Annotated in this window: 18 protein-coding genes and 1 tRNA gene; 11 read left to right on the top strand and 8 right to left on the bottom strand. The window is 38.4% G+C overall.

Annotation, left to right across the window (positions count from 1 at the left end; translation table 11 throughout):
• The first annotated feature begins 62 nt into the window (after window positions 1-62).
• The 4 genes from AC27E9_RS18730 to AC27E9_RS18715 all read left to right on the top strand — a co-directional run bounded on the left by AC27E9_RS18730 (window position 63) and on the right by AC27E9_RS18715 (window position 2979).
• Window positions 63-1067 carry a LacI family DNA-binding transcriptional regulator gene (locus tag AC27E9_RS18730; RefSeq protein WP_487132829.1) on the top strand — a complete coding sequence of 335 codons (1005 nt, stop codon included), beginning with the start codon at window positions 63-65 and terminating at the stop codon, window positions 1065-1067.
• A gap of 16 nt (window positions 1068-1083) precedes the next feature.
• The gene (locus tag AC27E9_RS18725; RefSeq protein WP_487132828.1) at window positions 1084-1293 is read left to right on the top strand and encodes a cysteine-rich CWC family protein; all 210 of its coding nucleotides are present in this window, start codon (window positions 1084-1086) and stop codon (window positions 1291-1293) included.
• Between the two features lie 67 nt (window positions 1294-1360).
• Window positions 1361-1795, top strand: a complete 435-nt coding sequence (locus AC27E9_RS18720) for a hypothetical protein (protein ID WP_487132827.1) — start codon at window positions 1361-1363, stop codon at window positions 1793-1795.
• Between the two features lie 74 nt (window positions 1796-1869).
• Entirely contained in the window at window positions 1870-2979 is a 1110-nt protein-coding gene (locus AC27E9_RS18715) for an alpha/beta hydrolase (RefSeq protein WP_487132826.1), read from the top strand.
• A 40-nt stretch (window positions 2980-3019) separates the two neighbouring features.
• Here the strand turns inward: AC27E9_RS18715 and nhaD are convergent, their stop codons facing one another.
• Both nhaD and AC27E9_RS18705 read right to left on the bottom strand, forming a co-directional pair.
• Window positions 3020-4414: a sodium:proton antiporter NhaD gene (gene nhaD, locus AC27E9_RS18710; RefSeq protein ID WP_487132825.1), complete on the bottom strand. Its 1395-nt coding sequence runs from the start codon at window positions 4412-4414 to the stop codon at window positions 3020-3022.
• 53 nt (window positions 4415-4467) lie between these two features.
• The gene (locus tag AC27E9_RS18705; protein ID WP_487132824.1) at window positions 4468-5217 is read right to left on the bottom strand and encodes a TIGR00266 family protein; all 750 of its coding nucleotides are present in this window, start codon (window positions 5215-5217) and stop codon (window positions 4468-4470) included.
• Between the two features lie 208 nt (window positions 5218-5425).
• On the opposite strand from AC27E9_RS18705, the gene AC27E9_RS18700 reads away from it, so the two are divergent.
• From AC27E9_RS18700 to AC27E9_RS18675, 6 genes are all read left to right on the top strand, one after another.
• Entirely contained in the window at window positions 5426-6073 is a 648-nt protein-coding gene (locus AC27E9_RS18700; RefSeq protein WP_487132823.1) for a thiol:disulfide interchange protein DsbA/DsbL, read from the top strand.
• 314 nt (window positions 6074-6387) lie between these two features.
• Window positions 6388-7626 carry an efflux RND transporter periplasmic adaptor subunit gene (locus AC27E9_RS18695; protein ID WP_487132822.1) on the top strand — a complete coding sequence of 413 codons (1239 nt, stop codon included), beginning with the start codon at window positions 6388-6390 and terminating at the stop codon, window positions 7624-7626.
• 84 nt (window positions 7627-7710) lie between these two features.
• Window positions 7711-8418, top strand: coding sequence for an ABC transporter ATP-binding protein (locus AC27E9_RS18690; protein ID WP_487132821.1), 708 nt, complete (start codon window positions 7711-7713; stop codon window positions 8416-8418).
• Complete coding sequence (locus tag AC27E9_RS18685; protein ID WP_487132820.1) at window positions 8415-10910, top strand: ABC transporter permease; 2496 nt, start codon at window positions 8415-8417, stop codon at window positions 10908-10910. The genes AC27E9_RS18690 and AC27E9_RS18685 overlap by 4 nt, the downstream gene beginning before the upstream one ends.
• A gap of 118 nt (window positions 10911-11028) precedes the next feature.
• A complete protein-coding gene (locus tag AC27E9_RS18680; protein WP_487132819.1) occupies window positions 11029-12414 on the top strand; it encodes a sigma-54-dependent transcriptional regulator in 1386 nt (461 codons plus the stop codon).
• 15 nt (window positions 12415-12429) lie between these two features.
• Complete coding sequence (locus AC27E9_RS18675) at window positions 12430-13692, top strand: sensor histidine kinase (protein WP_487132818.1); 1263 nt, start codon at window positions 12430-12432, stop codon at window positions 13690-13692.
• A gap of 23 nt (window positions 13693-13715) precedes the next feature.
• Here the strand turns inward: AC27E9_RS18675 and AC27E9_RS18670 are convergent, their stop codons facing one another.
• The 3 genes from AC27E9_RS18670 to AC27E9_RS18660 are packed head-to-tail and all read right to left on the bottom strand — an operon-like array spanning window position 13716 to window position 15869.
• Window positions 13716-14963, bottom strand: coding sequence for a DEAD/DEAH box helicase (locus tag AC27E9_RS18670; RefSeq protein WP_487132817.1), 1248 nt, complete (start codon window positions 14961-14963; stop codon window positions 13716-13718).
• Between the two features lie 7 nt (window positions 14964-14970).
• Window positions 14971-15357 carry a DUF2750 domain-containing protein gene (locus tag AC27E9_RS18665; RefSeq protein WP_487132843.1) on the bottom strand — a complete coding sequence of 129 codons (387 nt, stop codon included), beginning with the start codon at window positions 15355-15357 and terminating at the stop codon, window positions 14971-14973.
• Between the two features lie 35 nt (window positions 15358-15392).
• Window positions 15393-15869, bottom strand: coding sequence for an acyl-CoA thioesterase (locus AC27E9_RS18660; RefSeq protein ID WP_487132816.1), 477 nt, complete (start codon window positions 15867-15869; stop codon window positions 15393-15395).
• 119 nt (window positions 15870-15988) lie between these two features.
• On the opposite strand from AC27E9_RS18660, the gene AC27E9_RS18655 reads away from it, so the two are divergent.
• On the top strand, window positions 15989-16432 hold the full coding sequence (locus AC27E9_RS18655) for a YaiI/YqxD family protein (RefSeq protein ID WP_487132815.1): 444 nt from the start codon (window positions 15989-15991) through the stop codon (window positions 16430-16432).
• Between the two features lie 60 nt (window positions 16433-16492).
• On the opposite strand, the gene AC27E9_RS18650 is transcribed toward AC27E9_RS18655, so the two are convergent.
• From AC27E9_RS18650 to AC27E9_RS18640, 3 genes are all read right to left on the bottom strand, one after another.
• Window positions 16493-17872, bottom strand: a complete 1380-nt coding sequence (locus tag AC27E9_RS18650) for a DEAD/DEAH box helicase (protein ID WP_487132814.1) — start codon at window positions 17870-17872, stop codon at window positions 16493-16495.
• Window positions 17873-17981: 109 nt separating this feature from the next.
• Window positions 17982-18686 (bottom strand): response regulator transcription factor, encoded by a 705-nt coding sequence (locus AC27E9_RS18645; protein ID WP_487132813.1) that lies wholly within the window; start codon window positions 18684-18686, stop codon window positions 17982-17984.
• Between the two features lie 268 nt (window positions 18687-18954).
• Window positions 18955-19039 (bottom strand) — tRNA-Tyr (locus tag AC27E9_RS18640).
• Window positions 19040-19141: the final 102 nt, after the last annotated feature.

Genomic DNA, 19141 nt, shown 5'->3' with positions numbered 1-19141 from the left:
TTGTATATGATATAATTCAATGCTCTTTTGTGCATGAAGAATTAAAAAATAAAAGGAAAATCATGGCAACCATTTACCAAGTTTCGGAATTAGCAAAAGTATCTCTTGCCACCGTTTCGCGCGTGATGAATGGTAACGCGAAGGTAAGCGATAAAACCCGAGAAAAAGTTTTATCGGCCATGAAAGAACTCGGCTATCGCCCAAATTCTATTGCACAATCTCTCGCCTCTAGTCGTGGCAATAGCATAGGTTTACTAGTAGCAGAACTTGACGGTGCTTTTTTTGGCGAAATGATGGCAGGTGTTGAAAGTGAGCTTCGTGCTGCTGGTAAACATATTATAGTTACCACAGGTCATAGTATTGAAGATAAAGAGAAGGAAGGCATTGAGTTTCTGATCAGTAGAAATTGCGACGCTATCATTTTACATGTTGAAGCCGTTTCAGACGAATACCTCGTAGAGCTAAGCAAAGGTACAACACCTATTTTTATTATCAGTCGTTACGTGGAAGATCTCGCGGAACAATGCATCAGTTTAGATAATGAACTAGGTGGTTATTTAGCAACAAAATCGCTTTTGGAATTAGGCCATACCGAAGTCGCCTGCATTGCTGGGCCGCAATATAAGTTTGATGCCAAAGCGCGTTTCAAAGGCTACAAAAGAGCATTAGCTGAATACAACATTCCATTTAAAGAAGAGCTATTTTATAGCGCCGACTTTAAAGAAACAGGTGGTAGTGAAGGTATAGCCCACATCATGAAACAACAACATAAATTTACTGGCTTAATTTGTGGTAACGATGAAATGGCGTCAGGTGCTATGAACTACGCGCGAGAAAATGGCTTATCTTTACCTGAAGATTTATCCGTTGTCGGCTTTGATGACGTTATCTTTGCTCGTTACATCCATCCCAAATTGACCACCATTTTAAACCCAGTAAATGAAATGGGAAAAATGGCCGCTAAATTGGTGCTACAGAAAATATATCAAATTAAAGAGCCTAATATTCAGCAAATATTTAAGCCATCTTTGATTGTCCGTGATTCAACAAAATTACTGACTAACTAAGACTATTGCCGTACTTATGGATTCATCAATAGATCAAGCACAATGCCCGTTATGCCAGAAAAATAATCACTGTGGTGTCAATGGTGCAGAGCCATGCTGGTGTGGCAGTAGTGATATTAAGCCTGATTTATTAGCACAGGTACCAAAGAATCTCTCAGGTAAGGCATGTGTATGTCAAAAATGCATTGATAAATTCAATACTGCAATAATTGTCGATAGGACTTAACAAGTGCAAATAAAATGTTAATATCAAGTCATTCCAAATATATAAACTAAAACAACAAGGAATGTTTGTGACCGGCAACGAGCAACAAGAACGCATTTTTAGTTCCGTTACAACACCGCTTGGCGACGAGCTAAAATGGCGCTGGGAAGATAAAATGTCAGCACTATTAGCTGAATTTTCTTGGGAAAAAAAAGAACGTATCTTAAAGCAATTACGTCAATTATTTAGTGATGAGTGGAATAAAAAAAGCATCAAAAAAGCCCCTAAAGCATTGAAAGAAGAACTTGGTCAGTTAGCGCAACTCAATAAAGAACAATTGGTTTTTACTCGACCAGCAACTGAAGATTCGCCTGCTCTGGCAATGATTTGGTGGCCATGGGGACATGGTGCAACCTATTCTATGCGCATCAAAGTATTAAATATTAATTATAGTGCTGAAGATATAGCAAACTCACAAGCAAGTTTTATAAGCAAATTAGCCAGACACTTCAAAACTAGCTGAGTGTATTCAACTTGTTCAGGGCCTAATATTTACTACACTTATCATCTAGGACTTCGATTGGAAAGGATGTTCACATGATAACCATCACACTTTATTTCGCCACCAATAGAAACCATGTTGGCCCACGTTGGGCACCTCGATATTATGGTCAGAATTTCAGTGGCGATCGATCCAGTAATTTACGGTTTGGCAAAGTATCTATAGATCTTGAACACGCAAAAATAACAAAATACCTGACTAAAAAAGTAAATAAACGGGCAGGAGATGGAGAAGGATTAGCTGGATACATTACAGAACAACTTCGCAAAAAACAGTCAATAGTCGCCTTTAAAGAGTCAAAAAACGAACCTCTTGCCTCAACAACTGCTTTTCATGAAATTAAATCAACGATGGAAACCAATAAAGATGTCGTTATTTTCATTCATGGCTTTAATGTTGACTGGTTTGAAGCCGTTGCATCAGCTATGTCACTTGAACTGATGTTAAATCGTCATTCTGCAGATATTAATTCCCTAAAAGATACTAAAGTTTTTCTTTTTTCATGGCCATCAAATGGCGATATGTTGAAAAATAAAGCTTACTTATCAGATAGAAAAGATGCTGAAGACTCCAGTTTAGCCATCGCTCGTGGTTTTTTAAAATTACGCGACTTTTTAACATCATTAGCACCTAAACACAATAATCCTCAGCTTAGAGAGTGTGGGCAACAATTGCACTTACTCTGTCACTCGATGGGCAATTATGTTCTGCAACACACTTTAGATTCACTGCAAGAAATCAATAATCAAAAACATCTTCCGCGCCTTTTCCAGCATATATTCATGTGCGCCCCTGATGTAGATGATAATATATTCGAATGCGGTCAGAATATGGCGAATGTCCAGCAATTAGCCCGCCAGGTAAATGTATATTACAACAATGGGGATTTAGCTATGTCCATTTCTGATTACACTAAGGGCAATCCCGATCGACTTGGTCATAATGGTGCCGCGAGACCACTACAGTTACATAATAAAATAACCCAAATAAATTGCTCAGATATAGTCGGAGGATTAACTGAACATAGTTATTATTTATGGGCAACAGTAAATGAAGATATCCGCCAGAGTATCGACGATGTTGCAAACAATGCTAATTCTCGTAAAAGAGATATTCAATCAACACAGACATGGCGTTTGGTTTAATTTAAAAATAAAAAACCAAGTAGAAATAACCTCTACTTGGTTAGCCATTAACCAAAAAGTGCATCCAAATACTAGCAAAATAACCAAGTGCGATTACTGGTGTCCATTTTAAATGACTAAAGAATGTGTATTGACCACGCGCTTGTCCCATAAGAGCTACACCAGCAGCTGAACCAATTGACAGCATGCTACCACCAACTCCCGCTGTTAAGGTTACCAATAGCCATTGCAATTGCCCCATATCTGGCTGCATCGACAATACTGCAAACATCACCGGAATATTATCGACAATTGCGGAAAGAATACCGACGATAATATTTGCTGATGTTGGCCCTAATTCCCCGTACATGTAACCAGAAACCAGGGATAAATAGCCAATGAATCCTAAGCCACCAACCGCGAGTATGACACCGTAAAAGAAAAATAAAGTATCCCACTCAGCCTTAGCTATTTTATCAAAAATATCAAAGTCATCCTCAACAGTATGACTAGTCGGGATATCAGATTTATCTATATGCGCATAACCGAATTCACGCAAATAGTAACCATAGAATTTCAGGTATGCTAAGCCAGTCATCATGCCAAATACTGGCGGCAAATGCAGAAAGTTATGAAAACTCACTGCCGTTACAATAGTCAATAAAAATAGACCCACAATGACTAAACCACCTTTTTTAACTTGTACTTGCTCACCCGAAATCGCCTTTGGCTTTCCGGAAGGTAAAGCAAATTGCATAATAAATGCTGGGACAAGGAAATTAACTACCGAAGGAATAAACAACTTAAAGAAAGTTTGAAATTCAATGATGCCTTTCTGCCAAACCATCAGTGTTGTAATATCACCAAATGGGCTGAATGCCCCACCAGCATTCGCTGCCACAACAATATTTACACACCCGATAGCGATAAACTTTGTCTGTCCTTGACCCACAGCAAGGATCACAGCGCACATTATTAATGCTGTCGTTAAATTATCAGCAATAGGTGAAATAAAAAATGCGAGCATCCCTGTTAGCCAAAATAAAGTACGGTAACTAAATCCTTTAACAATCAGCTTATCCCTCAAAGCATCAAACACTTGCCGCTCAAGCATAGAGTTTATATACGTCATGGCGACAAGCAAAAAGAAAAACAGCTCAGCGTATTCAAGAAAGTTATGCCTTATAGCAACTTCAGCGGAATGGCTATCGCCCAACTGTTGATAAACACTAGCAATAAGCAACCAAATTATGCCTGCAGCAAAAAGCACAGGTTTTGACTTTCGCATATGGAGTTTTTCTTCGAAGATCACCAACACATAAGCAACAAAAAAAATGGCAAGGGCTAAGAAGCCAACCCAATGCGTGGTTAGCAACATTCTTTGCGGTTCATTGTCACTCGCAAAAGTAGAAAAACTACTAAAAACACTCAAAAGTGTTAACAGCAAAAATCTCATACGCGAAGATCCTCTCAAGCGAACTCTATAGGCTTGAAACTAACGTTTAGTAATTATGATTCACCGGCATTCGTACCACCAATATTTGGCGCATGTTGAATAACCCGATCAGCTAAGCGAGAAAAAGGTAAACTCTGAATCCATACTTTGCCATGGCCAGATAATGTAGCAATAAATAATCCTTCACCACCAAATAACATACTCTTTAACCCTTTAGTCATCTCGATATCGTAATCAATACCATCACTAAATCCCACTAAACAGCCAGTATCTACACGCAATGTTTCACCATTAAGCTCTTTTTCAATGATGGTGCCGCCTGCATGTAAAAATGCTAACCCATCACCTTCAAGTCTTTCTAAAATAAAGCCTTCGCCGCCGAAGAAACCGCTACCTAGACGCTTATTAAAAGTAATATCAATTTTGGTACCTAATGCTGCACATAAAAAGGCATCTTTCTGGCAAGTCACACCGCCACCTATCGAAGCAAGATCTACACTAATAATTGAACCTGGATATGGTGCTGCAAACGCTACTGTTTTTCGTTGGTAATCCTGATTGGAAAAATGAGTCATAAATACCGACTCGCCTGTCATCATGCGCTTCCCGGCAGAAAAAAGTTTCCCCATAATTCCTTGGTTTGCATCAGAGCCATCACCCATTTTGGTTTCAAAAGCTATACCATCTTCCATATAATTCATAGCACCAGCTTCAGCAATAACAGTTTCTCCTTGATCTAATGTCACTTCAACTAACTGCATTGACTGGCCAATAATTTTAAAATCTATTTCATCACTTCGCATGTTATTTCCTTGTTAACCGATTACAGATGGATTAGTTATATTGCTATCAAAGCAAATTAACAGTTATTTAGCCAGTATTGACTATGCCTAGACGTAAATTTTTACATTTATCGCTGAACATTTTGACACTACCATTGTCTATACCCCAAAATATTAAGCAACCAGATAGAGTTACAATAAACACTTTATTAAATTTTAGGGAATATTCATGACAAAAATAACAACATTATTTATAGGGGTTGCGGCAACACTTTTACTTACGCTTACCTTCAGTAGCCAGGCAAAAACATTTAAAGAAGGGACGCACTATAGTGTTGTTGCTGAGAAAAAAACTGCAAAGCCAGAGTTAAGTGAATACTTTTCTTACTACTGTCCAACCTGTCGTGCTTATGAACCATACTTAGACGGCTTTAAAAAAGTGATGCCGGCACAAGCAAAATTCAACAAAGTACATGTCGACTTTATGGGGCATACTTCAGAAGAAATTCAGTTTATGCTCAGTAAAGCACTGATAGTTTCCGAAAAAACAGGTGTTGATAACAAATTTTCTGCTGCAGTTTTTAAATATTTACAAACCGATAGAGCAACAATTTCGAATGAAAAAGATATTCGCAATATTTTTGTTTTAAGTGGTGGAGATGGTCAAAAATTTGATAAAGGTATGAAGAGCTTTTCGGTGATCGGTCAAGCTAAAAAAGAGAAAAAAATACAAGACAAACTATCCAATAGTCGTCAACTTACTAGCGTTCCAACTATGGTAGTTAATGGTAAATACTTAATTGACAGTAAATCACTCGATAGAAATAACTTTTTTGCTGAATATAATGAGCTCATTGCCTATTTATTTACACTTTAAATACTGATATTCCCCTGAATGCAATCACGCGTTTAGGGGAGAAACTTCCACACGGCATACGAGTATATCAATTAAAGCTATTTTTCATTTTTACCGCACATGTTTTATTATTAACCCAGTAACTATAGTTTCCACATTTATTACTTCAATAACATTTACTCTCAGTTCAAAAACGAACAACTCACTTTCAAAACCGAACAAAATTGCTACTCCCTCAACAACTTAAACCTATTAACTAATTGTTAAATATAAACTTTTAACTTTTGGTATAGATATTTCAATGTAGTATTCAACATTCATCAAGAATACTAATCATGAAAATTGAATTACAACAAAAAGCACAATGGAAAAAGTGGTTAGCACTTGGATTATTTATATTATCTATCGCTTATGCCGCACACGCTGTAACAAGCACCAACAGTAAAACCATTACGGCAAACGAAATTATACTGCAAACGGTACAAAGTGGCGCTGTTGACATTTACAGCAACGCTTATGGTGAGTTTGCCTCAGCACGGGAAAGATTACTGACAGCGCCGGCATTAGGTAAAGTTGCCGAGATCATTGTTCGTCCCGGTACTAAAGTAAATGAAGATACCGTTATCTTAACGCTTTCTAACCCTAAACTTGAGCAAGAAGTTAGTCAGGCTCGAGGGGAATTAGCACAATTAGAAGCACAACGAGAAGCTTTCAAGTACGAACAACAAAGTGAACGACTTGACTACCAAGGTCGCATTGCTGATATCGAAGCTGAAATAGAAAAAGCAAAACTAGAATTATCAGTAAACGAAAACTTAATGACCTTAGGGGTGGCATCAAAAATTGAATTGCAAAGAGCGGACTTAGCAGTAAAACAACAATCAAAACGTCTTACCTTCGAAAAAAAGAAATACCAACAGTTTATCGACATGCAAAGCTACCAACTAACTCAACGCGATATTACCGTATCTCAACAGCAAGCACAGCTATCATTACTTGAAGAGCAACTTGAGGATATGCAAGTAAAAGCAGGTATCGCCGGCTCTTTACAAAATTTGGAAGTTGAACTTGGTCAAAGTGTTCAGCTAGGTGAGTCATTGGCTAAAGTAGGTAGTAATAAGCAGTTAATTGCTCGATTAAGGTTGCCACAACATCAAGCCGACCAAATAGATATAAACGCTCCGGTAATTATTGATACTCAAAAAGGAAAAATTGCTGCCCACATTACTCGCATAGAAAGTGTAGTTACCAATGGTTCAGTGCTCGCTGAAGCAATTATCGACGGTGAGTTAACATCGAATGCCCGTCCATCATTGACTATTTCGGCACAGGTTTTTGTTAAGCATCAAAAAGATGCCACGTTCATTAATCAAGTTTCAGGTATTCGACCGCAAAGCAAACAATCAGTTTTTGTCAAAACAGCTGAAAATACCTTAAGCCAACGTGATGTTAGCTTTGCAGAACTTTCACAGGGGCGCTTAGTGATTACTGAAGGTTTGATCTCAGGCGATGAAATTGTCAGTAACGACATTTCAAAATATAACCAATTTCAACAATTAACAATCGAACACTAGCGCTATTTAAGAATACAAGTTCGACAAACCTAACTAAACCAACAGAAATACGATATAACGTACAGGGTCAAATAAGGAAATATAATGAAAACAGTCGTAGAATTAAAAAACATCCACAAGCACTATGATGGTCAACAGATCGAAACCCACGCATTACAAGGTGTCTCACTAAAAATTAATCAAGGTGAATTTGTTGCAATCACCGGACCTTCAGGTTGTGGTAAATCTACCTTACTATCGATAATGGGCTTGATGGATACCGCCAGTGAAGGTGATTATAAAATATCTAACATTGACACTCGCGGCTTAAAGGTTGATCAGAGAACACAAATTAGAAACCAACATATTGGCTATGTTTTCCAGTCTTTTAATCTTATCGACCACTTAACTGTTTTTGACAATATCGCCTTGCCTTTAGAGCATAGAAAAACAAGTAAAGAAGAAATTAAACAACGTGTAGAAAAAGTGCTATCGCAAGTTGATATGCTACATCGCAAAAATTACCGCCCAAATCAACTTTCAGGCGGACAACAGCAACGCATCGCTATTGCTCGTGCCTTAGTTGGTAGCCCTGACTTAATCTTAGTTGACGAACCAACCGGTAACTTAGACAGCAAAAACGGCGATCAGGTCATGGCATTATTAGAAAAACTAAATAGTGACGGCGCCACTATCGTGATGGTTACCCATGACAGTCGCTACTCTCGTTGTGCCAGTCGCCAAATACAGCTGTTAGATGGAAAAATTGTTTCTCAAATTAATAGCGAAAAGAGTTTACAGGGGGTTGCATGAGCTTAGTTAAAAAGTCGCTTATTGGCGGTATTGCCCGTGTTTTTTCTTTGCCTAAATTGAGTATTCCATTAATTCTGACTTTGGGCCTTACTTTAGGTGCAGTGTTGAGTGTTATTGCTATCTCTTCCACCCTACTCTACCAACCATTAAAAGGAGTTAAGAACGAAGTACAATTACAAACTTTCGAGCTTAATTTCAAACCATCTAAAGTGCTAAGCATTTCATATTGGAATATGAGAAGACTGGCATCATTCCAAGAAACATTTCCCGATTTAGGTGAATGGGCAGGTATTTCACCTGCCGAGCAAGATATTGTTATCGACAATGTCGTTTATCCGACAACACAATACAATGCATCTGACAATATTCTCGATGTATTGGGAACCAATTTAATACTGGGTGACAATACCACTAAAGCAGCACCTGAAAAATATGTTTGGATTTCAGAAAGCTTATGGCAATACGCGTTTTCAGGCGCTAAGTCAGTTTTAGGTAAGCAATTAGAAGTTAATAATCAGTCTTATATTATTGCTGGCGTCATTGAAGATGTTATGTCAGTCACAAGTAACGACGTGATACTGCCACAACAAATCTGGTTTATTACCGACTTAAAGGCAACTTTGTCTGAGCCTGCAGATGTAGGTGCTATTAGGAATGATCTGAGCTATTTAGTTAATAAAAGCGCCAGCGGTACCATAACCCTTCCAAGCCAAGCACAAACTGAACAATGGCTACTCGACTATGTAAAAGACAACATTAACAACGATAATCTGCAAGAAACCTTAAACTTCATGGAAAGTATGAATAAGGTTGTTAGAGCAGCACCTTATCGTAGTAATTTGCTCGGCAGCACTGAAGATCTTATTGTCGCGTTATTTTTTGCCGTATGCGGTTTACTATTTATGGCAACGCTAAATTTATTAAACTTGTTTATCGCACATTATCAAAGTCGCACCAAAGAATTCGCCATTCAAATCAGTCTCGGGGCCAGTTTACTTAAGGTGAGAACGTTAGTTTTTTTAGAAAATTTACCAAGCTTTTTGTTGGCAGCAACAGTTGGATTACTGGTTGCTGGGTGGGCAATTAAAAGCTTACCGCTAATTGCTGGTGATAGCCTACCTATGATCAATGATATAGGCATTAATACATTGACCATTTTAATGTCATTATTAATTATCATTATTTTAAATGTCTTATTTAGTGCCTTATCACTGGTAGATATTAACAAACATGCAATTGCTGATAACCTCAACAGTAGTGGTAAAGGTATTCAAGCACAAAGTAATCAATGGCTAAGTAAAGTATTAATGGTTTCTCAGTTATCTATCGCATCGGTCTTGCTAACAGCTTCGATAATGGTAGCTTTACAAAGCTATCAATCAGTATATCGGGATGTTGGCTATGAGCTTGGTAATAGTTACAGTGTTGAGTTATTCATTAACGACGAAGAATGGCGTGAACAGCTGACAGCTGATACTGAAAATTACCACGACAGTGAAATGAATCGACTATTAACCGATGTTGCAGCTGTTATTGAAAATAAAGTGGCTAACAGCAATGTTATTGTCAACTCTAGTGCACCACTATCTAATGAAATAAGGTTGTCAGGGTACCGTTCGGAAGAAAATGCTGGCAAACGTATTACCTACCAAATGAAACCTCTCAGCCCTCAATATTTCAGTGCTTATAAAATTCCCCTGCTTGCAGGAGCCAATTTAACACAAACACAAATTAACAATGACGAGGACCGTATTGTTATTGACGAAAACATGGCAAAAGCACTATTTCCGGATTTAAGTTATCAAGAAATCATTGGTAAAACTGTGGCACTAAATAGAGGCGAAGATGCCGTTCAGCCAATTATTAGTGGTGTTAGCGGTAATACGATTAGCCGAACAGGTATCACAGAAGCATTGTCTTTTCCTGCCGTTTATTCACATAGAATAAATAGTTCACTAATCAATTTTGCCGTGATGATGCCTCCAGGCCAAGTCATTACAACCGCAATGTTAGAAGATGAATTAACACGCCAGTTTCCTCGTCTTGGTAACCTATCAGTTCGCTCATTAGAAGAAGTTTGGAATGAACAAACTCTAGAGCAACGTCTAAGTATGTGGATTGTTGTTATTATGACGTTATTAACGCTATTTTTAGCCGCGATCGGCGTTGCAGGGTTAACGCAAATGACCACCAATCAAAGAAAGTATGAGCTGGCAGTACGCATGGCAACAGGTGCTAAGCAAATAAAACTGGTTGGCTTCATCTTAAAGGATGCCTTATGGATGCTAGTGGTTGGCTTAGGCTTGGGTTTTGTTATTTCAGTACTTGTTTACCAAACCTTGGAACAACAGCTTGAAATTTTGCCTTCATTTAATTGGTTAGCTATGTCGAGTTTAGACTTAAGCTTAATTATTATTGTGATGTTATCCGTCATAGCGCCTGCATGGCGAGTTATTAGCTCAGATCCAATGCAAGCATTGCGTGAAGAGTAATATCAACAATGATGAGTTGAGCATGCTCACTTGAATACTACTAAATTCGTACGTTACACTCGACGGCGTCAATGTCGTCGGGTGCAGCCATAATTAACGCCAAACAATAAGGAATGTTTTGAACACAAATAAGCCACAAGCCACAATTTTAATTGCTGATGATGACGAAGATATCCGTCTTGCACTTGAATTATTGCTGTCCGCAAATAACTATAAAACCATAGAAGCAGGAACAGCTAAAGAAGTGGTTATTGAAAGTGAAAGGCAAAAGCCCGATCTGATTTTACTCGACATGAACTTTAGCCGAGATACCACCAGCGGACAAGAAGGTTTAGCAATTCTAAAGCAGTTAGAAAAAAGTAATATACCGGTTATTTTAATGACCGCATGGGGCAGTATTGAACTAGCCGTTAAAGGCTTACAGCAAGGCGCTAGTGATTTTATTGAAAAGCCTTGGCAGAAAGAAAAGCTACTTAATAGTATTGTTCAGCAATTAGATTTTTCACGCATCAAGCAAGAACACCAGGGTTATCGACAACTTTTAAGCAAAAGCCAAAACTTACCTGCAACAAGTCAACAGTGGGTATGTCAATCACCTACCATGCAAGCTATTGAACAGCTCGTTAAACAAATTGCACCTACTGACGCCAATATATTAATCCTCGGCGAAAACGGTACGGGTAAATCGGTTTTAGCAGAGCGTATTCATCAACTATCGTCGCGCAGTAGTCAGCCGCTAATTTCAGTGAACATGGCTGCTATCCCAGACAACTTATTCGAAAGCGAACTATTCGGTCATCAAAAAGGAGCATTTACCGATGCTAAGCAACAACGAATTGGTCGTTTTCAACTTGCTGACCAAGGTAGTCTTTTTTTTGATGAAGTCGGTTCATTACCGCTAAATTTACAACCAAAATTATTACGTGTTTTAGAATCTGGTCAGTATGAAGTATTAGGTTCAAGCCAAACGCAAAAAACTAATGTTCGATTAATCAGTGCCACTAATGCCGACCTAAATCAACTGGTTAATAATGGTGACTTCCGACAAGATTTACTCTATCGGCTGAATACCTTAGTGATTACTTTACCACCACTGCGTGAACGAACAGCAGATATTCCAGCTTTAGCTGAGAACTTTATAAATAGTTTTAGTAAAAAGTATCACAAGCAAGCGTTAACACTCGACGACCAAGCAATTGCAAAGCTAAAAAGCCATCATTGGCCGGGCAATGTCAGGGAATTAGGACATGTCATTGAAAGAGCCGTATTATTAACAGTAGGAAATATTATATCTGCACAAAATTTACTCCTAGATACTGGCACAAGTGCTAGCCAAGAGGTTGAACTGCAACCATTAGAAACCGCTGAACGTAAATTAATCGAAAAAGCGATGGCAACCACATCAGGTCATGTTATTGAAGCGGCAAAACTACTGGAAATATCACGTAACGCCTTGTACCGTCGTTTAGAAAAATTTAATATAAAATTTGATGCAAACCAGTAAATTAAGGATATATTTTTGAGTCATGAAAAGTGGCTAGTCACCGGCTTAAGCCTGACCGTTTTAACAATATTATCTTTAATAGCGGCCCTCACTTGGCAAATGGCATGGAGTACTCTTGCCATAGTGACCTTAGTTTTCGTATTAAGTTATCCTTTAATCTGGTTAGCTTGGCGCTGCTACCATTTTTGGTGTCAAACCATTATGCAGTTAACAACCTACACGCAAGTGTTAGCAGAAAATGAGGCTAATCTCTCCTTTAAAAAGCAACATCCCGATAATTTACTTTTAGACCTACAAAAACAAATACACCAACTTGCAACTAAACGTTTAAATAAAAATATAGAACAGCAGTCACTTAACCATGTTATTAGTAATATTTTAGACTCCTGGCCAATTCCGGTTTGTTTATTTGATCAGCAATTAAAGTTGCTTTATCGCAATGAGGCAATGAATCAACAAATTGCTCAACCAATGCTCATTAATAGTTCAGCACAATCTTTAGGTTTTAGTTTGGAAAATGAGCAATTACAGCATGGAAAATTTAATAATAAATGGCAAAGCCAAACTATTAGTTATCAACTCAATAATCAACATCAAGAAAAGCAGTGGCTGTTTACTTCCATCAATATTTCGCCACTGTTAAATCAACAACAAAGTCACAATCAACAAAGTTTAATTCGAGTATTAAGTCATGAACTTCGTAATTCACTAACGCCTATGTATTCAATGACAGATACCCTTCTGTGTTCAGAACAGTTAGACGAAGCAAAAACCCGTAAGGTGTTGGCTCGAATACAACAACGCAGTAAACGCTTATTAACTTTCATTAGTGAATATAGTCAATTAACACAACTACCTGTACCAAAAACAAGCTGGTTTTCATTTAGTGAATTATTAGAAGAAGCCAAAGCTATGATTGACACTGCTAACTGTAAAGTAACCATGCTAGGCAGTGAACAATGTTTTGGTGATCGAGCACAATTAACGCAGGTAATGATTAATATTCTTAAGAATGCTGAACAATGCCAGACAAATATTGAAGTGAACATTAATGTTTATTATCAAAACGACCTACAAATATTGGAAGTAAATGACACTGGCCCTGGTTTTGCCAACTTAGCTAATGTACTTACACCATTCTATACCACAAAGAATAACGGTTCAGGTATTGGGCTAGCACTGTGCGTTGAAATTATTCATAACCACAGCGGCCAATTCTCTGTCGATAACAACGACAATGGTGGCGCAAAAATATTGATGAGCTGGCCATTAAAATAAAGGCTCACTCATCTTATGTAACCTTAACGTCGGCGTTGCCGATTAGGTCTAGATTTATTTTTATCGCCAAAGGCTTTCTGCCGCCCTTGTTTCTTTTGTTTACCTAAAGTATTTTTACGGGCTGATGGCTCCGTCTTGGTGAGATCAGGTTCATAACCAGGGTACCATTGCTGCATTAACCGACTATCAAGTACTTCTTCTACCGCTTCCAATAACCAAGCTTCAGATGGGCTCATTAAGGAAACGGCTAAACCATCGTTACCTGCTCGACCAGTACGGCCAATGCGGTGAATATAGTCTTCAGCAATGTATGGAAGTTCGTAATTAATTACATAACGTAAATCATTAATATCGATACCACGAGCAGCCACATCGGTAGCGACTAATGCTCGGGTTTTACCTTCTTTGAACTCAGCAAGCGCTTTATCTCGAGCACCTTGTGATTTATCGCCATGTATTGACTGTGTTTTAATACCGTCTTTGCACATTTCTTTTGCAAGTGCGTCAGCGCCTTGCTTAGTACGAGTAAATATCAGCACTTGTTGCCAGTTTTTTGAACCAATAAGAAATGACGTCAACTCACGTTTTCGGTCACTATCCACGGTATAAACAACTTGCTCAACTTTAGCTGCAGTTGCATTACGCTCACTGACTTCAATTAGCTCAGGATCATTCAGTAATGTTTTACTTAGTTTAAATATCGCATCATCAAAAGTTGCAGAAAACAATAAAGTTTGGCGCTCTGGTGGCAACCTGTTGAGAATTCGGTCAATCTCATCTTTAAAGCCCATATCTAACATTCTATCAGCTTCATCAAATACTATAGTTTCAAGTTGAATTAATAAAACACTACCATTGATAATATGATCTAGTAGTCGACCTGGAGTTGCGATTAATACATCCGCACCTTTTTCTATTGCGTCTATTTGCGGTTTAATACTCACCCCGCCATAAGCAACAGCAATATTTAACTCGGTATTCTCTGCATAGCGTACAAAGCTTTTATACACTTGCTGTGCAAGCTCTCGCGTTGGCGTTAAGACTAATGCTCTTATCGGCCTTTCTGTTGGGATGTTTTCACTCAGCTTTTGTAAAATAGGCAAAGCAAAAGCAGCTGTTTTCCCTGTTCCTGTTTGAGCACCCGCCATAATATCTTTATTGGCTAGCACCGCAGGAATAGCTTGTTTTTGAATTGGAGTTGGTTGTTGATAACCCAACGCTTTAACAGCATCAGTTAATGATTTGTTTAAGGCTAAAGAAGAGAAGCTCATCAGTGGTCTATCGCTTTTTGTTTAATTGTTGCTTTAATTCTTGTTCAAGCTCTTCAGGATAATAAATTAACCCTTGCTCGTTTTGACTAGGAAAAACAACAAGCGCTAGCTCATCATCTGCTAAACCATGACTCCAACGACTAAACCACTTATTTAATGAAATAGCTTCTGGCTGACAATTCTGCCATTCATCCGTCGCCCATGCTTCGGCAAATTCTTGATTAGGCCATACCGGTACGCAGTCTTCATCTTCGGTATTAAGCATTACACAACCGTGCTCGTCAGTTAATATCCATAGTTGATTAGTTGCTGCAGCCTCTTTAAAAAAGTACGTTGCACGTTGGCTATCATCTAATTGTAAAATTTGCTTAACTTGGGCTTGTTCTAACACGATAATTCCTATCAAAAATGACCATTCATTTAATTTGTCTATTCTACAAAAATTTGCATCTCTTCGCCGATCTGTTTGCGCATTTCCATTAATTTTTTTGCACTGGCATGTTGTTTCTTATCAGCCTCAGTTTCAGGGTTCCATTGCGGTACACGCTCAGATTGACCATTTTGGTCAACAGCTACCATGATCACAATACAATGGGTTGTTAACCTACGATTAAGCGATTTTGGGTCACAAGCATTCACCTCCAAGGCAATATGCATAGAAGAGTTACCGGTATAAATAACTTTTGCTTCAACTTCAACTAAGCTGCCAACATGAATAGGAGCAACAAATCGTATGCCACCAGCATATGCAGTAACACAATAACGTCCACTCCAGCCAGCAGCACAGGCATATGCCGCCAAATCTATCCATTTCATTACCGCACCACCATGGACTTTACCGCCAAAGTTTACATCTTGTGGTTCAGCTAAAAATCTTAAGGTAATATCTCTTTGTGGTTGATTCATGACTTTTCCTAATCGTTATAAAAGCGCATTTTAACGAATACAAGACAGCGCTTACAATGCATAGTATTTAGAGGTACATTACCATTAGTTAAGCTATTGAAGAAATTTATAGGAATATCATGAAAATTTGGGTTGATGCCGATGCCTGCCCGGTAGTAATTAAAGAGATTTTATTTCGCGCTGCAGAGCGAACACAAACTCCTACAACATTACTTGCCAACCATTACTTAAAAGTACCACCGTCAAAGGTTATTAGCTTCACGCAAGTTAGTGCCGGCTTTGATGTAGCTGACAATGAAATAGTCAAAAGAGCAGCAGCTAAAGATTTAGTAATCACAGCAGATATTCCACTAGCAGCAGAAGTTGTAGAAAAAGGCTGCTTAGCACTTAATCCCAGAGGCGAGCTTTATACTGAAAGTAATATTCGTCAACGACTTAATATGCGCGACTTTATGGATACCTTGCGCTCAAGCGGAATAGAAACAGGTGGTGCTCCACCAATTAGCCAAGCTGATAGACAAGCCTTTGCCAATAATCTTGATAAGCTACTGGCTAAAAAGTAGTGATTAGAACCTATAAAAGCAAAATGCCAAGCTAACGTTGGCATTTTTGATTATTAAGTTTTATTTAGCGCTTGGTGTATTCCGGCGACGTCCACCTGTATTATTGGCTTTACCTGGACTATTTGCATAAGGATTATGCGATTTATTACCAGTATGACGCTTATTCTTACCTGTAGGCTTATGACCCCGAGCATTATCACCCGATCGTTGACCGTCCTTGTGTTCCACATGCTCTTTTTTTGCTTGCTTAATCTTCTTAGGTTTTTTAGCTTTTAACGGCCTAAGTTTGCGTGACTCAGGTAAAACATGAACAGGTTCAAAGCCTGCAACTATTTCTCTAGGTAAATGAGTTTGAATTACGTGTTGAACATCATTAAGTAAGTCTATTTCATCTGCACAAACCAGTGAAACGGCATGGCCTGTAGAACCAGCACGCCCAGTTCGGCCAATGCGGTGAACATAATCTTCAGGCACATTTGGCAACTCAAAATTAACCACTTGCGGTAGTTGGTCAATATCTATACCTCGAGCAGCAATATCAGTAGCCACTAAAACGTTAATATTGCCATCTTTAAATTGTGCTAGTGCTTTTGTTCTTGCCCCTTGGCTTTTGTTACCATGAATGGCAGCCGCTTTAATCCCAGCAGCATCAAGTTGCTTAGTTAGTTTATTGGCACCATGTTTGGTTTTCATAAAAACAATAACTTGTTGCCAATTATTGGCCTTTATCAAGTGTGTTAGTAAAGGTGATTTTTTATTTTTGTCGACTGAATAAACTAACTGTTCAACAGTTTCAGCAGTAGTGTTTTTAGGGCTGACTGAAATTTCTACCGGATTATTTACTAACCCTTTAGCAAGCTCTCGAATATCTGGCGAAAATGTTGCTGAAAAAAGTAGGTTTTGACGTGTTTTAGGCAATAGCGATAGAATTTTCTTAATATCCCGCAAGAAGCCCATATCTAGCATTCTATCTGCTTCATCTAGAACTAATATTTCAAGTTGGTTAAATCGAACCGCATTTTGATTATAGAGATCTAATAAACGACCTGGTGTCGCAACAAGGATATCAACCCCTTGGCGTAAACGCTGCATTTGCGGGTTAATCTTCACCCCACCAAATACGACTGTTGATTTTAATGGCAAATTTTTACCATACATTTCTACATTTTCAGCGATTTGTGCAGCAAGTTCACGTGTAGGGGTAATAATTAAGGTTCGAGCTTGGTTGGCTTTTACCTTATCACCTTTAGATAACAATTCTAAAATTGGCAGTGTAAAACCCGCTGTTTTACCAGTTCCCGTTTGCGCTGCCGCCATTACATCTTTGCCATCAAGTACTGCAGGAATAGCCTGAGCTTGAATAGGTGATGGTTTATCATAACCTTTTTCAGCAATAGCTTTTTGAATGGGTGCAGATAAACCTAACTCAGTAAAACTCATAGAATGTACTCTTTTTCGCAAGGGTTTGAGCCAATGTCAAACGGCGGTGCAGAATACAGTATAGATGACTTTAGTGCAATGATAGCGCGCTTTTCAACTACCTACCTAGTTACTCTATAGGAACATGCTCGTTAATCATCGCGTAGCAAAACTGATACCCTTTAGAACGTACAGATTGAATTACTGCTGGTGATAAGCCTACAGCTTTAAGCTTATTCCTAATACGAGCTACTTTAATATCAATAGAACGATCAACTCCGTCATAATCAGCACCTTTTAGCACTTTTAGTATAACCTGCCTTGATACCGCCATTTCTTGCTTGGTCGCTATAAAATAAAATAGCTCATATTCTTCCTGTGTAAGCCCTAATGGTATAGAACAATAGAAGCAATCAGTTGCTGCAGGAATAAACTTTAAATCACCAAAGTCTAAAACAGTTGCTGGCTGATAATTACTAGGCCTTAACCCTAAACGTTTTATCCTTTGATATAGCACTTCAAATGGCGCTGTTTTTAAGACGAAGTCATCAGCTCCAACTTCAAAGCACTTAATTTCCGCCGTGGGATCTTCTAAGCTAGTTATGAATATTATCGGGCGATGATAAAACTCTCTAAGTTGTTTACAGACTTCATATCCATTTACATCTGGTAACCCAATATCTAAAAGTACTAAATCTGGGAAACTATTAATAACCTTGCGGAGTGCTGCCGAACCATTAAAAATCTGAGTAACACTAAAACCTTTACTTTCTAGCTGATTTTTTAAAGTAAGGGACACCACATTGTCATCTTCTACAATTAATATTTCTTTCATGATGGCGTTCCTTAAATATACATCTCGTAAAATTCACCTAAATCATAATGACTTATCTCCAAAGTGAACTTTATTTACATTTTGAGTTTGCTCTTTTTCTCCTCCTACGACAATACTGAAACAGCTAATAATTGTATCTCGTATGTAACTCACTACGATCGCCATCACATCATTAGATATAAAAAATATGAGGTATGTTATTAATTTATAGATATATTTTAGATAGAAACGAAAAAACCCGTAACATAAGTTACGGGTTTTAGAATGATGGTGGAGGGAGGTGGATTCGAACCACCGAAGGCGGAGCCGTCAGATTTACAGTCTGATCCCTTTGGCCACTCGGGAACCCCTCCACGGGGACGAAAACCCAACATAAGCTGGGTTTTCTGAAAAGGAGCCTAGCAATGTCCTACTCTCACATGGGACCTCCCACACTACCATCGGCGCTACTGCAT

It is taken from the genome of Colwellia meonggei, from assembly GCF_057537295.1.
The sequence above is the reverse complement of the archived record's forward strand: the minus strand, read 5'-3'. Positions and strand labels throughout refer to the sequence as shown.

What these genes read in the sequence shown, in the direction of transcription:
- AC27E9_RS18730 (WP_487132829.1), top strand. Translation starts at nt 63, where the DNA reads ATGGCAACCATTTACCAAGTTTCGGAATTAGCAAAAGTATCTCTTGCC.
- AC27E9_RS18725 (WP_487132828.1), top strand. Translation starts at nt 1,084, where the DNA reads ATGGATTCATCAATAGATCAAGCACAATGCCCGTTATGCCAGAAAAAT.
- AC27E9_RS18715 (WP_487132826.1), top strand. Translation starts at nt 1,870, where the DNA reads ATGATAACCATCACACTTTATTTCGCCACCAATAGAAACCATGTTGGC.
- nhaD (WP_487132825.1), bottom strand. Translation starts at nt 4,414, where the DNA reads ATGAGATTTTTGCTGTTAACACTTTTGAGTGTTTTTAGTAGTTTTTCT.
- AC27E9_RS18705 (WP_487132824.1), bottom strand. Translation starts at nt 5,217, where the DNA reads ATGCGAAGTGATGAAATAGATTTTAAAATTATTGGCCAGTCAATGCAG.
- AC27E9_RS18700 (WP_487132823.1), top strand. Translation starts at nt 5,426, where the DNA reads ATGACAAAAATAACAACATTATTTATAGGGGTTGCGGCAACACTTTTA.
- AC27E9_RS18695 (WP_487132822.1), top strand. Translation starts at nt 6,388, where the DNA reads ATGAAAATTGAATTACAACAAAAAGCACAATGGAAAAAGTGGTTAGCA.
- AC27E9_RS18690 (WP_487132821.1), top strand. Translation starts at nt 7,711, where the DNA reads ATGAAAACAGTCGTAGAATTAAAAAACATCCACAAGCACTATGATGGT.
- AC27E9_RS18685 (WP_487132820.1), top strand. Translation starts at nt 8,415, where the DNA reads ATGAGCTTAGTTAAAAAGTCGCTTATTGGCGGTATTGCCCGTGTTTTT.
- AC27E9_RS18670 (WP_487132817.1), bottom strand. Translation starts at nt 14,963, where the DNA reads ATGAGCTTCTCTTCTTTAGCCTTAAACAAATCATTAACTGATGCTGTT.
- AC27E9_RS18660 (WP_487132816.1), bottom strand. Translation starts at nt 15,869, where the DNA reads ATGAATCAACCACAAAGAGATATTACCTTAAGATTTTTAGCTGAACCA.
- AC27E9_RS18655 (WP_487132815.1), top strand. Translation starts at nt 15,989, where the DNA reads ATGAAAATTTGGGTTGATGCCGATGCCTGCCCGGTAGTAATTAAAGAG.
- AC27E9_RS18650 (WP_487132814.1), bottom strand. Translation starts at nt 17,872, where the DNA reads ATGAGTTTTACTGAGTTAGGTTTATCTGCACCCATTCAAAAAGCTATT.
- AC27E9_RS18645 (WP_487132813.1), bottom strand. Translation starts at nt 18,686, where the DNA reads ATGAAAGAAATATTAATTGTAGAAGATGACAATGTGGTGTCCCTTACT.